Raw genomic sequence first — 13,457 nt, 5'->3', positions numbered from 1 at the left:
GGCCGGAGCCGGTCTCCCCGGCGGCCCTGGACACCGCCGTCGGCGGCCGGCCTCCTACCACTCAATCGTCCGCCCGGCCACCTGGGGCCGCCATCCGGAGGCCGACCGGCAGGGCCTCCGCTCACTCCCCGTTCCCGCAGAGCTCGGCGAATCGCCGGGCGTCGACGTTGCCCCCGGAGATGATCACCCCGACCCGCCGCGGCAGCCCGCTCGCGCGGCCGGTGAGCAGGGCGGCGAGCGGGGTGGCGCCGCTCGGCTCGACGACGATCTTCAGGCGTTCGAAGGCGAACCGCATCGCGTCCCGGATCTCGTCGTCGCTGACCAGCGTGATCTCGTCGACGAGCCTGCGGTTCACGGAGAAGGTCAGCTCGCCCGGGGTGTGCAGAGCCTGCCCGTCGGCGATGGTGTGCGGCACGGGGATGCTGATGCGCCGCCCCGCCTCCAGGGAGCGCTTGGTGTCGTCCCCGGCCTCCGGTTCGACGCCGATCATCCGGATGTCCGGGTGCAGGCCCTTGGCCACGGTGGCACTGCCGGCCATCAGCCCGCCCCCGCCGACCGGCGTCAGCAGCGCGCCCAACTCCCCCACCTCTTCGAGGAGTTCGAGGGCGGCGGTGCCCTGCCCGGCCATGATGTGCGGGTGCTCGTACGGCGGGATGACGGCGAGGCCTCGCTCGGCGGCGAGCGCCTCGGCGATGGCGACACGGTCGCCGGAGTAGCGGTCGTACGTGACGATCTCGGCGCCGTAGCCCTCGGTCGCCGCGCGCTTCGACGGCGGGGCGTCCTCGGGCATGACGATCACGGCGGTGGTGCCGAGTTCCCGGGCGGCGAGGGCGACGGCCTGGGCGTGGTTCCCGGACGAATAGGCGGCGATGCCACGGCCGAGCTGCTCCGGGGTCAGCCGGGACGCCGCGTTGTAGGCACCGCGGAACTTGAAGGCGCCGACGCGCTGGAAGTTCTCGCACTTGAGAAAGACCTCGGCACCGACGACCTCGTCGAGCGTGCGCGAGCGCAGCACCGGGGTGCGGTGGGCGACGCCCTTGAGCCGCGCGGCGGCGTCACGGACGTCGTCGAGGGTGACCGGTGGGGTGGTGGTCGTCACGCGTGTCCTCCAGGGGATGTCGGGTGGGTCGCGGGTGGGGGCGGGGCGGTGGTCGTCGGGCGGGGTGGCGCGTCGGCCGCCGCTGCCGTTGCCGTCTGGGGTGGTGGCTCGATCGCTGCGGCGGTTGCCGTCTCGGGCGACACATCAGCCGCCACTGCCTTTGCCACTTGGGGCGACGCGTCGGCCGGCGCCGCGGCCCGCCTCCGCGCCGTGGTTGCGGTCCGTGCCGGCGCCTTGGCCTCGGACGTCGCCGGTGTTCGTGGGCGGGTGGCCGCTGAAGCTGACATCCGTGTCCTGGCCTGCGGCCCCGTCTGCGTTCGCGACCCGGGGGCCGGTGGCACTCGCGCCTCCCCGCGGCTCACCCCGAAGCCTCCGTCCCCGCACCCACCTCAGCCCGCGCCTGCGCCAAATAGCTGTACGCCGACGCCCGTGAGATCCCCAGCCGGGCCGCGACCTGTTCGATCGCCCGCCGCACGGCGAACACGCCCCGCTCGTCCAGGCCACGGAACAGCTCCAGCCGCCGGGCCCGGTCGAGCGACGCCCAGTTGCCGTGCTGCCGGAGCTGGTGGGCGTCGAGAATGGCGTCGACGACGGAGTCGATGTCGTTGCCGAAGGTGGTGACCGGTGTGTCGGCCGGGGCCGCGCCGAGGCCGGCGAGGGCGCCGAGCAGGGCCTGGGCGTCGCTCACGGCGGTGACGTCGAGGTTGACGCACAGGGCGCCGAACACCGTGCCCGTGGAGTCCCGCAGCACCATCGTGGAAGCCTTGACCAGCTTGCCGCCCCGGGTCCGGGTGACGTAGTTCAGCTCGTCGCCCGCCCCGTCGCCGCGCGCGACGATCCGCATGCCGATCTCGCTCATCGCGCCGCCCGCGACCCGCCCCGTCACCGAACCGGCCACGGCGACCACGGATTTCTCCGGCCGCCGGTAGTCGTGCAGCACCACCTCGCACATCGGCCCGAACGTCGCCACGAGCCCGTCGACGACCGGCGTCAGTGCGGCCACGATCGCGTCCCGCTCCGCCTCCAGAGCCCCCTCGTCCGCCATCGCCCGCTCCTCCGGTTCGTCCGGCCTCGGCACCTCGCCACCGAGTCGATATCTAGACTACTAGTCCAACCGCTGCACGAACAGTCCAACCACGCAGGAAACCCCCTCGCCCTCACCGCCGCACCCCCCACGAGCACAGGGAAAGCACCTTGACGAGCCGCAAGATGTTACCGGTAACATCCATCCCATGACGCTGACGTCGACCCCTACACACCCACGGGTCTTCAGCCCTACCGCCGTCGCCGCCTCCTGCCTCGGCTTCGTACTCATCGGCGTTCTCCAAGCCCTGTACGGCCCGGCGATTCCCGCCTTCCGCGAGGAGTTCGGCCTGTCGCCGTCGGCCGCCGGTCTCGGGCTCAGCGCGCACTTCGTGGGCGGGGTGGCCGGTGTGCTGGTCTTCGACCGGCTCTACAGCCGGGTCGGCAACCGGCGCATCCTCGGCGCGTCGTATCTACTGGTGGCCGTCGGCGCGGCCGGCTTCGCGCTCGCCCCGACCTGGCCGACCGCCCTCGCCATGTCACTGCTCGCCGGGTTCGGTGTCGGCGGCATCGACTACGGCCTCAATCAGCTGTTCGCCGTCGGCTTCGGCCGACGCTCGACGGCCATGCTCAACATCCTCCACGCCCACTTCGGCATCGGCGCGATCCTCGGCCCGGCCCTGATCGGCGCGGTCGGTTCCACGCACTACCCGGCGGTGTTCCTGGGCTTCGCGCTGGCCAACCTGCCCCTGCTGCTGTGCCTGCGCGGCGTGCGCGACCGGGCGCCCCAGCCGGCCGACGCGGCCACCGAGTCACCCGGCGGCGTGGTCCTCGCCCGCAGCCTCGGCTCCGTGCTCGCGCTGTTCGTCACCCTCTACGTCCTGCACGTCGGCATCGAGGCCGGCGTCGGCGGCTGGGAGCCGACGCACCTGGAGACCGTCGGCTACTCGGCCGGGGTCGCCGCGACCGCCACGTCCGGGTACTGGCTGATGATGACCGTCGGCCGTTTCCTGGTCGCGCCGATCGCGCTGCGTTTCTCCCCGCAGTCCATCATCGCCGTCTCGTGCGCGGGCATGACGGTCTGTCTGCTGCTCGCCTCGGCTCCCGGAGCGGCCCCTTACGCCTACGCCGGTGTGGGGCTCTTCATCGCGCCCCTCTTTCCCACCGGTCTGCCGTGGCTGCATCGGGCCGCCCCACGGGCCCGCCGGGCCGGCGCCCTCGTCATCGCCGCCTCCCTGGTCGGCGGCGTAGTGGCGGGCCCCGCACTCGGCAAGGCCATCGAGTGGTCCGGCATCCGCAGCGTCCCCCTCATCCTGGCCGCCGTATCGGCCCTGTGCCTGGCCGCGACCCTCCGGCTGATCCGCGTCACACGACCCGCCGATCCCGCCCTCGCCCCGCCCGGCTCCCCCTGATCAGCCCCCCGTAGGTCCGATGATCAGCGCCCCGTAGGTCCCAAGCGCCGCACCACTCCCGACGACACCCCCGCACCCCATCACTCCCGACGACACTCCCGCACCCTCGAAGCGAAGGGAAGCTTCCGAATGTCCGCTCTGACGACGTCCGCCGACGGTTTCCTGTTGCACGGCGAGCCGTTCCGGATCATCTCTGGCGCGATGCACTACTTCCGGATCCATCCCGACCAGTGGGCGGACCGGCTGCGCAAGGCGCGGCTGATGGGGCTCAACACGGTGGAGACGTACCTTCCGTGGAACCTCCACCAGCCCGACCCCGACGGCCCGCTCGTCCTCGACGGCTTCCTCGACCTCCCCCGCTACCTCCGGCTCGCCCAGGCCGAAGGCCTGCACGTCCTGCTGCGTCCGGGTCCGTTCATCTGCGCCGAGTGGGACCACGGCGGTCTGCCCGCGTGGCTCATCGCGGACCCCGACATCCGGCTGCGCTCCAGCGATCCGCGCTTCACCGGGGCGTTCGACCGCTACCTCGATGCCCTGCTGCCCGAGCTGCTGCCGTACACGGCCGCGGCGGGCGGCCCGGTGATCGCCGTACAGGTGGAGAACGAGTACGGGGCCTACGGCGACGACTCGGCCTACCTCAAGCACCTCGAGCAGTCCTTCCGGACCAGGGGCGTCGATGAGCTGCTCTTCACCTGCGACCAGGCCGACCCCGAGCACCTGGCCGGCGGCGCCCTCGCCGGTGTCCTGGCGACCGCCACCTTCGGCAGCAGGGTCGAGCGGAATCTCGCCCAGCTGCGCGGACACCAGCCCGAGGGGCCCCTGATGTGCGCGGAGTTCTGGATCGGCTGGTTCGACCACTGGGGTGGCCCGCATCATGTGCGGGACGCGGCCGACGCCGCCGCCGACCTGGACCGGCTGCTGTCGGCCGGCGCCTCGGTCAACATCTACATGTTCCACGGCGGCACCAACTTCGGCTTCACCAACGGCGCCAACCACAAGCACGCCTACGAGCCCACGATCACCTCCTACGACTACGACGCCGCCCTCACCGAGTGCGGTGACCCCGGCCCGAAGTACCACGCCTTCCGGGAGGTCATCGCCCGCCACGCGCCCGTCCCCCAGGAGCCCGCCCCGGCGCCAGCGCCCAAACTCCCGCCCATCACCGTCGAGTTGAGCGGCCGGGCGCCTTTGCTGCCCCACGTGAAGGCGCTGTCCGAGCCCGTCCGCACCGAGCACCCCGCCTCGATGAACGACCTGGGCCTGCACACCGGTTACGCGCTCTACCGCACCGTCCTCGACCCGGCCGGCGACGGACTGCTGCACTTCACCGGCGGTGTCGGCGACCGCGCCCAGGTCTTCGTCGACGGCGCCCCCGTCGGCGTTTTGGAACGCGAACGCCATGACGAGACCCTGCCCGTCCGCGTCCCGCACCCCGGCGCGACGCTGGAGGTCCTCGTCGAGAACATGGGTGGCGTCAACTACGGCCCGCGGATCGGCGCCCCCAAGGGCCTCCTCGGCCCGGTCACCTTCAACGGCGGCTCCCTGCGCGACTGGGACTGCCACCCTCTCCCGCTCGACGACCTGAGCGCGGTGCCGTTCGCCCCGTCCGACGCGGCCACGGCTGCCGAACCGGCCTTCCACCACGGCACGTTCGAGGTCGACACACCGGCCGACACATTCCTCGCCCTGCCCGGCTGGACCAAGGGCCAGGCCTGGATCAACGGCTTCCATCTGGGCCGCTACTGGAACCGCGGCCCGCAGCACACCCTCTACGTCCCCGCCCCGGTCCTGCGCCGGGGCACCAACGAACTGGTCCTCCTGGAACTGCACGCCACGACCGACACCCGTGCCCAGCTCACCGACACCGCCGACCTCGGCCCGGAGACCGACTGACACCCGGCCCGCACCGACCGCGCGCCCCGCGCCCGCCACTCCCCCGCCTACCAGCGCCTCCCTGCCTATGCTGGGGACCTGGCGGGGCGGAACACCGCCCCCGTGACCACGTCGAGGAACAGCGACCATGACCCGAGGCTCCGCCGACGACTCCGCTCCGCGAGGGCGCAGCAGACGGAACTTCGCGGGCGCGCGCCCCGTGATGGACGACGTGGCCCGGCTGGCCGGCGTCTCCAAGCAGACGGTCTCCCGCGTCCTCAACGACCATCCGTCGGTGCGGGCCGAGACGCGCGAGACAGTGCTGGAGGCCATGCGGACGCTGGGCTACCGGCCGAGCCGCAGCGCGCGTTCGCTGGCCAGCGGGCGGACCCGGATGGTCGGCGTGATCTCCTTCGACGCCGCCCGCTACGGTCCGGCGAGCATCCTGACCGCGATCAACACCGCCGCCCAGGAGGCCGGTTACCTGCTCAGCTCGATCGCCCTGGACACGGCGGAGCCCGACACCGTCGTCGAGGCGGTGAACCGGCTGTCGGCCGAGGGCGCGGACGGGGTGATCGCCATCGCCCCGCAGCTGTGGGTGGGCAAGGCGCTCGCGGACACCCGCCTCGACACGCCGCTGATCGTGCTGGAGAACGGCCTGGACACCGACACCCAGCAGGTCACCGGCGACTCGCGGGCCGGTGCCCGCAAGGCCGTCGAGCATCTGCTGGGGCTGGGCCACGGCACGGTGTGGCACATCGCGGGCCCGACCGGCTGGACCTCGGCCGATCACCGGCTGGGCAGCTGGCAGTCCTGTCTGGAGACGGCGGGCGCCGAGGTGCCGGCTCCACTGATCGGCGACTGGAGCGCCGACTCCGGCTACGAGCTGGGGCGGCGCCTGGCCCGGCGGCCGGACGTCACGGCCGTGTTCGCCTGCAACGACCAGATGGCCCTCGGTCTGCTGCACGCCCTGCACGAGGCCGGCCGTTCCGTCCCCGGCGACGTCAGCGTCGTCGGCTACGACGACATCCCCGAGGCCGCGCACTTCCTGCCCCCGCTGACCACCGTGCGCACGGATTTCGCCGAGATCGGCACGCGTTCGCTGCGGCTGCTGCTGGACCGGCTGGACGGCTCCGACGGGCCGCCCCGTACCGACTCGCTGGTCCCGGTCGACCTGGTGGTCCGCAGCAGCAGCGGCCCGGCGCCCAGCCGCTGACCGCCGTCCGTCCCCACCTCGACCGCCGTCCGTCCCCACCTCGGTCGCCGTCCGTCCACCTCGGCCGGAAGTCACCTGTGGGCGCGGCCGCCCCGTTGATGGAACGCCACATCGCCGCTTCCATGGCCCCTGGCCGGGCGGCCTCCGCCCCCGGCACCGCGACCAAGGGGGTTCGGGAACCTGTGCGTCACCCCAGAAGAGCCAGCAGAGGCAGAAGACTCACCGGCCGGGGAGCCGGCCACGCGGCACAACTGAGCGGTTTACCGGGTGCGGCGGCGCTGTTGAGCGTCGTCGCACTCGTCGTCCCGGCGGTCCCCGCCCACGCCGCGGCCGAGGCGACGCCACCGTCGCCGAGCCCGGCCGAGGTGATCCCGGGACAGCGGACGCAGACTCCGGCACTGGTACGGGGCATCCGGGAGCCGGTCCCCGCGACGGGCAGCGCGGCCGCGGCGGCACGCGCCTACCTGGACGACCGGCAGGGCCGGTACCGGATCGCGCAGCCGCGGCGCGACTTGGTGGCGGCCGGGACCACCGCCGCCGACGGCCGGGAGACGGTCCGGCTCCAGCAACGGCACCGGGGCGTGCCCGTCCTGGGCGGCCAGTACCTCGTCCGCATGGAGCGCGAGAACGGCGAGCGCGTCGTCACGGGCACCTCCGGCAGGTACTTCACCGAGCTGCGCACCGGCACGACGCCCGCCGTGGGCGAGGAACTCGCCGTCGAGCGCGCGGTGGACGCCGTCCGCACCGAGCTCGGCGACCGGCACTTCGGCACCCGGACGGCCGAGGACGGGCCCGGCCTCGAAGGCACCGCGCGCGGACTGGTCGTCCTGCCCACGGGGACGGGCGTCCTCACCCAGCACGTCACCGTGCACGGCACCGACCCGGCCGACGGTGAAGCCGTGCGCCGCGAGGTCTACGTCGACGCCCGCTCCGGATACCCGGTCCTTCAGTACAGCGGGATCAAGACGTTCGGCACATCGGGCGGGGCGGCCGGACAGCCGGCGCCCGCGACCGCCACGAGCCGGGCGCGCGCCGCCGAGCGGGGCAGCGGTGTCAGACTCGACGGCACGACCGTCGGCCTCGCCGTCGAGCACGACGCCGACCGCGGTGTGTACGTGCTGCGCGACCGCACCCGAATACCCTCCGACAACGTCCTGTCGACCTGGGACGCGCGCGGCAAGTGGTACACCGACGTCGGGGGCCAGTGGCCCGAGGGCATCCAGGAGTTCGGCTCGCCCACCCCCGCGTTCGGCGGCGAGGCCACCGACTCGGGGGCCGTGGACGCGCACTGGGCCGCGGGGAAGGTCTACGACTACTTCCGGGACCAGCACGGCCGCGACAGCCTCGACGGACGTGGCATGACGGTCAACTCCCTGGTGGGCGTGACCGATTACGGGCAGCCGTACGTCAACGCCTTCTGGGACGGCCAGAAGATGGTGTACGGAAGCGGCGACGCGGAGTACCGCCCGCTGTCGGCGGCGCTGGACGTCGTGGGCCACGAGATGACGCACGGCGTGATCGAGCACTCCGCGAACCTGGTGTACGCCGGCCAGTCCGGCGCGGTGAACGAGGCTCTCGCCGACTACTTCGGCAACGCCGTCGAGACGGACGTGTACGGCATCCCGACGACCGACCCCGACGCCGGTCTGCTCGGCGAGCGGCTGTGCCGGACGAAGTCTCCGCGCGAGTGCGCGCTGCGCGACCTGGCCGACGGGCGGACCACGGCCAAGTCGTTCCTCGGCGTCGGCTTCGCCACGGACAACGGGGGCGTGCACCTCAACTCGACCATCTTCGGCGGCGCGCTGTGGGACGCCCGGGAGGACCTGGGCGCCGGTGTGATGGACCGGATCGTGTACCGGGCGCTCACCGAGTACATGACTCCGCTCGACGGCTTCACCGAGGCGCGGGCCGCCGTGGTCGCGGCGGCCGAGGACCTGCGGATCCCGGGCGCCGAGCAGCGGGCCCTGCAACGCGCCTTCACCGCCCACGGCATAGTGCCGGGCTGGGAGTCGGCCCTGGGCGAGGACTCCGACCTCCTCCTCGACCGCATCAACACCAGCGGCACCGGCCTGGGTGCGGGCGGCGGCTGGTGGGCGGCGGCCAAGTCCGACGAGAAGGGCTCGGAGCCGTACTCGGTGTGGGCGGGCCGCGCCGACGGCACGGGTTCGCCGAAGCTGATGAGCCCCAACGACGGCCGCTTCCACATCAATCCGGCCACCGACGGCAGGTCGGTGGTGTGGCAGGCGTACGGCACCGACGGCGTCGACGTCCTCGCCCGGCCACTGGCAGGCGGCCCCGTGAGGAAGCTCTGGCACGGCCGCACCCCCGGCAGTTCGGTGGACGTCGACGGCGACCTGGTGGCCTTCGACTACGTCACCTACGGCGGACGCCGGGCGGTGGCCTACCTGAGCCTCAAGGACCCGGCGAACGTGCAGACGATCGGCGGCGGCACCTACTACCGGGCGTGGGCACCGTCGGTGAGCCACGGCAAGGTCGCCTACCAGGAGCGGCGGCGGGTGCGGGCCGAGTACGCGGTCGGTACGCGGGTCATAGACGTGGCGACTGGTGAGAACAGGCAGATCCAGCCGGCAGCGGACGGTGTCGCGCTGGGCCCGACGGCCATCAACGGCACCCATGTCTTCTGGCTGCTCGACGACGACGCGGCGGACGGGAGGACGGCGCTGCGCCGGGCCGCGCTCGACGGTTCCGGCGTGGTCGACCTCAGCCCGGAGACCGGGCCGGACGCGCTCAACGCCTACGCGCTGACGGTGTCGGAGGACAGGCTGACGGTCGGCAGCTACCCGGCCGACGCCCCGCTGAGCAATGAATCGGCGCCCAAGCTCCACCAGTTCGCGGCGAACGGCTCGCCCGGCGATCCGGCCACGCGCAAGGGCCAGGTCTCCTGCAACCGCGGCGAGCAGTCGTCGGCGGCCGCGGTCGAGGGCGGCCGGGTCGTGTGGCTGGACTCGACGACCGGCGTCACCAACGTGGTGACCCGAGCCCGCCCGGCGGGCCGCTGCGCCTGATCCGGAAGGTCCGAGCAACACAGGGCCGTCGGCAGCCAGTGCCACCTGGCGGCCGACGGCCCACGTTCCTCCATGCGCCGCAGGCCCGTCAGCCCGCCGCGTCGGTCGCAGCCCTCTCCCAGGCCGCGTCACGCAACAGCCGCAGCCCGTTCAACCCGACAAGCACCGTCGAGCCCTCATGCCCCGCGACACCGAGCGGCAGGGGCAACGTCCCGGCCAGGTCCCAGACGACGAGCCCGGCGATGAACACCCCCGCGACCACGAGGTTCTGCACGACCAGTTTCCGGGCGCGGCGGGAGAGGGCCACGGTGGTGGGGACGGCGGCGAGTTCGTCGCGGACGATGACCGCGTCCGCGGTCTCCAGGGCGAGGTCGGAGCCCGCCCGGCCCATGGCGACGCCGATGTGGGCGGCGGCGAGGGCGGGCGCGTCGTTGACGCCGTCCCCGACGACCATCACCTTGCGGCCCATGCCCTCCCACTCCTTGACCACGGTCAGCTTGTCCTGCGGCAGCAGTCCGGCGCGCACGTCCTCGATGCCGGCCTCGGCGGCGAGGTGGGCGGCGGCCCGGGAGTTGTCGCCGGTGAGCAGCGCCGGGGCCGTGCCGGTGAGCGCGGTGAGGGCCGCGACGGTGGCGGCCGCGTCGGGGCGGAGCCGGTCGGCGATGCCGAGCACTCCGGCGGGGCGGCCGTCGACGACCACGAGCACTGCGGTACGGCCGCGCTCCTCCAGTTCCTCGACCAGAGCCGCGAGCGTGCCGTCGAGGTCGGCGAGCAGCCGGGCCGGGGCGCCGACCTCGACCGTACGATCGCCGACGCCGGCCCTGACGCCGACGCCGGGCGCCGACGTGAAGTCCCGCGCCGCGGGCAGGTCCAGACGACGCTCGCGCGCGGCCTCCACCACCGCCCGCGCCAGCGGGTGCTCACTTGGGTGCTCGGCCGCCGCGGCGAGCGTCAGCAACTCGCGCTCGTCCAGGTCGCATCCCGGCGCCGGCCGTACGTCGACGACGCGCGGCGTGCCCTCGGTGAGGGTGCCGGTCTTGTCCAGGGCCGCGGCGTCCACCTGGCCGAGGCGTTCCATCACCACGGCCGACTTCACCAGCACACCGTGCCGCCCGGCGTTGGCCATGGCCGACAGCAGCGGTGGCATGGTGGCCAGCACCACGGCACAGGGCGAGGCCACGATCATGAAGGTCATGGCCCGCAGCAGCGCCTCGGAGAACTCCTCGCCGAACGCGAGCGGGACCCCGAACACGGCGAGCGTCGCCGCCACCATGCCCAGCGAGTAGCGCTGTTCGACCTTCTCGATGAACAGCTGGGTGGGCGCCTTGGTCTCGGACGCTTCCTCCACCATCCGTACGATCCGGGCGATCACGGAGTCCGAGGCGTCGCGCTCGACCCGCACACGCAGTGCGCCGGTGCCGTTGAGGGTGCCCGCGAAGACCTCGTCGCCCGGCTCCTTGACGGCGGGGAGGGGTTCGCCGGTGATGCTCGCCTGGTCCACCTCACCCGTTCCGTCCAGCACCCGCCCGTCGGCGCCGACGCGCTCACCCGGCCGTACGAGGATGGTGTCGCCGACCGTCAACTCCTCGACGGCGACGGTCTGTTCGGTGCCGTCGGCGGCGATCCGGGCGGCCGTGGCGGGAGCCAGGTCGAGCAGGCCGCGCACCGAGTCGGCGGTGCGGGCGGTGGCGAGCGCCTCCAGGGCGCCCGAGGTCGCGAAGATGACGATCAGCAGGGCGCCGTCCATGACCTGCCCGATCGAGGCGGCGCCGAGCGCGGCGACGACCATCAGCAGATCGACGTCCAGGGTGCGTTCCTTGAGCGCCTTGAGTCCCTCCCAGCCGGGCTCCCAGCCACCCGTGGCGTAGGACAGGGCGTACAGCGGGCCCCAGGTCCAGGCGGGCGCTCCGGCGAGCTGGAGGGGCAGCGCGAGCAGGAACAGGGCGGTGGCCGCACCGGCCCAGCGGACCTCCGGCAGCGCGAGCAGCCGGGTGCGCCGCCGGGGCACGCGCCCGGTGCGTGGGGACGCGGCGCGGTCGGCCGACGGTGGGGTGAGCGTGGCAGTCATGCCCCCCACAATAGAGGAACAGATGAAGACTCGTTCATGTCTTCATGCCGAGCTGCGCGCTGACTCTGATGCCGGCACGCCGTGCCCGGAAGGCCCCGACCCGTCTGCACACCACGTAGATCGCGAACGAGATCGTGGTGACGTACGGGCTGATGGGGATGCTGCTGCCCAGGGCCAGCAGGATGCCGCCCTCGATGGAGGCCACCGCGAACAGTGCGCTCAGGACGGGCAGCAGCACGGGTGAGGCCGTGATCCGGGCCGCCGCGGCGGCCGGCGTGACGACGAGGGTGAGCACCAGGAGCGCCCCGACGATCTGCACGGACAGCGCGACCGCCAGCCCGAGGACGATCATGAAGACGAACGACAGCCCCCGCACCGGCACTCCGCGCGCCCCGGCCACTTCCGGGTCGGCGCCGGCGAAGGTGAGCGGCCGCCAGATGACCGCGAGCGCCACGAGAACGACGGCCGACGTGCCGAGCAGCCAGGACATCTGCGGGGTGTCGACCGCGACGATCTGCCCCGTGAGCAGTCCGAACTTGTTCGCCGCCCGGCCCTTGTAGAGCGCGAGGAACAGCACGCCGAGGCCCAGTCCGAACGGCATGATGACGCCGATCACCGAATTGCGGTCCCGGGCCCGTGCGCCGAGCAGTCCGATCGCCCCGGCCGCGATCAGCGAGCCGACGATCGAGCCGGCCACGATGTTCACGCCCAGCAGGAGTGCGGCGGAGGCCCCGGCGAACGACAGCTCGCTGATCCCGTGCACCGCGAAGGGCAGGTCCCGCATGATCACGAACACTCCCACCAGGCCGCCGACCAGGCCGAGCGCGACACCGGCGACGAGGGAGTTGCGGACGAGGGCGAGCAGTTCGCCGTAGTGGTCGAAGGTGAAGACCTGCTGCCAGATCCCCTCGGCGATGGTCATGGCCGTGCTCCGTGCGGTGGTTCGGGATGGTGGGGCGGCCGCGCCACCTCGTCGGGCGCGCCCACGACGACGACCCGGCCGCGGACCCGGACGACGTCGACCTGAGTGCCGTACAGCAGCGTCAGCGACTCGGAGGTCAGCACCTCGTCGGGCGCGCCCACCCGGTGGCCGCCGCGGGCGAGGTAGAGCACGCGGTCCACGAGGCCCAGTACGGGGTTGATCTCGTGGGTCACGAAGACCACCGCCGTGCCGTGGGAGCGGCGCCGGGCATCGACCAGTTCCGTGACAGTCCGCTGATGGTGCAGGTCGAGCGAGAGCAGCGGTTCGTCGCAGAGCAGGATCCGCGGGTCGGTCGCGAGCGCCTGCCCGATGCGTACGCGCTGCCGTTCGCCGCCGGAGAGCAGGCCTACGGGTACGTCCGCGTAGGCGGTGGCGCCGACGGAGGCGAGGACCTCGTCCACGCGGCGGCGTACGGCGCCGGCGCGCGGGCGGGGGCCGAAGGCGTGCCCGTCGATGCCGAAGCGGACCAGGTCGCGGGCGCGCACCATCGCCTGGGCGGACAGCGCGGCCTGCTGGGGGACGTAGCCGATGTGCCGGCTGCCGTTGCGGGGCGGGCGGCCCAGGACCGTCAACGTGCCGGCCGACAGGGGCCGCTGCCCCAGCAGGGCACGCACGAAGCTGGTCTTGCCCGCTCCGTTGGGCCCGAGGACGGCCAGGAACTCACCCGGCCGCACGTCGAGATCGAGGTGCTGCCACACCACGCGCTCGCCGTAGGACAGGGCGGCCGCACGCATGCTGATCAGCGGGGCGTCCGGGCCG

At 73.2% G+C, this 13,457-nt stretch carries 9 protein-coding genes; 4 read left to right on the top strand and 5 right to left on the bottom strand.

The window, feature by feature from the left end; translation table 11 throughout:
* Positions 1-121 precede the first annotated feature (121 nt).
* Together ACIRD7_RS07015 and ACIRD7_RS07010 are read right to left on the bottom strand one after the other, a co-directional pair.
* Positions 122-1,099, bottom strand: coding sequence for a threo-3-hydroxy-L-aspartate ammonia-lyase (locus ACIRD7_RS07015; protein WP_403450765.1), 978 nt, complete (start codon positions 1,097-1,099; stop codon positions 122-124).
* A gap of 358 nt (positions 1,100-1,457) precedes the next feature.
* Complete coding sequence (locus ACIRD7_RS07010; RefSeq protein WP_403450762.1) at positions 1,458-2,144, bottom strand: transcriptional regulator; 687 nt, start codon at positions 2,142-2,144, stop codon at positions 1,458-1,460.
* A 187-nt stretch (positions 2,145-2,331) separates the two neighbouring features.
* Here ACIRD7_RS07010 and ACIRD7_RS07005 point away from each other — a divergent pair, with 187 nt between their 5' ends.
* The 4 genes from ACIRD7_RS07005 (at position 2,332) to ACIRD7_RS06990 (ending at position 9,648) form a co-directional block, all read left to right on the top strand.
* Positions 2,332-3,534, top strand: coding sequence for an MFS transporter (locus tag ACIRD7_RS07005; protein ID WP_403450759.1), 1,203 nt, complete (start codon positions 2,332-2,334; stop codon positions 3,532-3,534).
* 129 nt (positions 3,535-3,663) lie between these two features.
* Positions 3,664-5,427 carry a beta-galactosidase gene (locus ACIRD7_RS07000; protein ID WP_403450756.1) on the top strand — a complete coding sequence of 588 codons (1,764 nt, stop codon included), beginning with the start codon at positions 3,664-3,666 and terminating at the stop codon, positions 5,425-5,427.
* 127 nt (positions 5,428-5,554) lie between these two features.
* Positions 5,555-6,622 (top strand): LacI family DNA-binding transcriptional regulator, encoded by a 1,068-nt coding sequence (locus ACIRD7_RS06995; RefSeq protein ID WP_403450753.1) that lies wholly within the window; start codon positions 5,555-5,557, stop codon positions 6,620-6,622.
* A 122-nt stretch (positions 6,623-6,744) separates the two neighbouring features.
* Positions 6,745-9,648, top strand: coding sequence for a M4 family metallopeptidase (locus tag ACIRD7_RS06990; RefSeq protein ID WP_403450751.1), 2,904 nt, complete (start codon positions 6,745-6,747; stop codon positions 9,646-9,648).
* Between the two features lie 88 nt (positions 9,649-9,736).
* On the opposite strand, the gene ACIRD7_RS06985 is transcribed toward ACIRD7_RS06990, so the two are convergent.
* From ACIRD7_RS06985 to ACIRD7_RS06975, 3 genes are read right to left on the bottom strand one after another with little or no spacing between them, the layout of a single operon-like run.
* Positions 9,737-11,716, bottom strand: a complete 1,980-nt coding sequence (locus ACIRD7_RS06985; protein WP_403450748.1) for a heavy metal translocating P-type ATPase — start codon at positions 11,714-11,716, stop codon at positions 9,737-9,739.
* Between the two features lie 34 nt (positions 11,717-11,750).
* Positions 11,751-12,638 (bottom strand): metal ABC transporter permease, encoded by an 888-nt coding sequence (locus ACIRD7_RS06980; RefSeq protein WP_403450745.1) that lies wholly within the window; start codon positions 12,636-12,638, stop codon positions 11,751-11,753.
* Positions 12,635-13,432: a metal ABC transporter ATP-binding protein gene (locus ACIRD7_RS06975; protein ID WP_403451703.1), complete on the bottom strand. Its 798-nt coding sequence runs from the start codon at positions 13,430-13,432 to the stop codon at positions 12,635-12,637. The genes ACIRD7_RS06980 and ACIRD7_RS06975 overlap by 4 nt, the downstream gene beginning before the upstream one ends.
* Positions 13,433-13,457 lie beyond the last annotated feature (25 nt).

Source organism: Streptomyces sp. NPDC093568, assembly GCF_044764945.1.
GTDB lineage: Bacteria > Actinomycetota > Actinomycetes > Streptomycetales > Streptomycetaceae > Streptomyces.
This window is presented reverse-complemented; position numbering and strand designations above follow the sequence as displayed.

Bases quoted from the DNA above. Each gene is read 5' to 3' on its own strand.
- ACIRD7_RS07010 (WP_403450762.1), bottom strand. From the start codon at position 2,144: ATGGCGGACGAGGGGGCTCTGGAGGCGGAGCGGGACGCGATCGTGGCC.
- ACIRD7_RS07005 (WP_403450759.1), top strand. From the start codon at position 2,332: ATGACGCTGACGTCGACCCCTACACACCCACGGGTCTTCAGCCCTACC.
- ACIRD7_RS07000 (WP_403450756.1), top strand. From the start codon at position 3,664: ATGTCCGCTCTGACGACGTCCGCCGACGGTTTCCTGTTGCACGGCGAG.
- ACIRD7_RS06995 (WP_403450753.1), top strand. From the start codon at position 5,555: ATGACCCGAGGCTCCGCCGACGACTCCGCTCCGCGAGGGCGCAGCAGA.
- ACIRD7_RS06990 (WP_403450751.1), top strand. From the start codon at position 6,745: ATGGCCCCTGGCCGGGCGGCCTCCGCCCCCGGCACCGCGACCAAGGGG.
- ACIRD7_RS06985 (WP_403450748.1), bottom strand. From the start codon at position 11,716: ATGACTGCCACGCTCACCCCACCGTCGGCCGACCGCGCCGCGTCCCCA.
- ACIRD7_RS06980 (WP_403450745.1), bottom strand. From the start codon at position 12,638: ATGACCATCGCCGAGGGGATCTGGCAGCAGGTCTTCACCTTCGACCAC.
- ACIRD7_RS06975 (WP_403451703.1), bottom strand. From the start codon at position 13,432: ATGCGTGCGGCCGCCCTGTCCTACGGCGAGCGCGTGGTGTGGCAGCAC.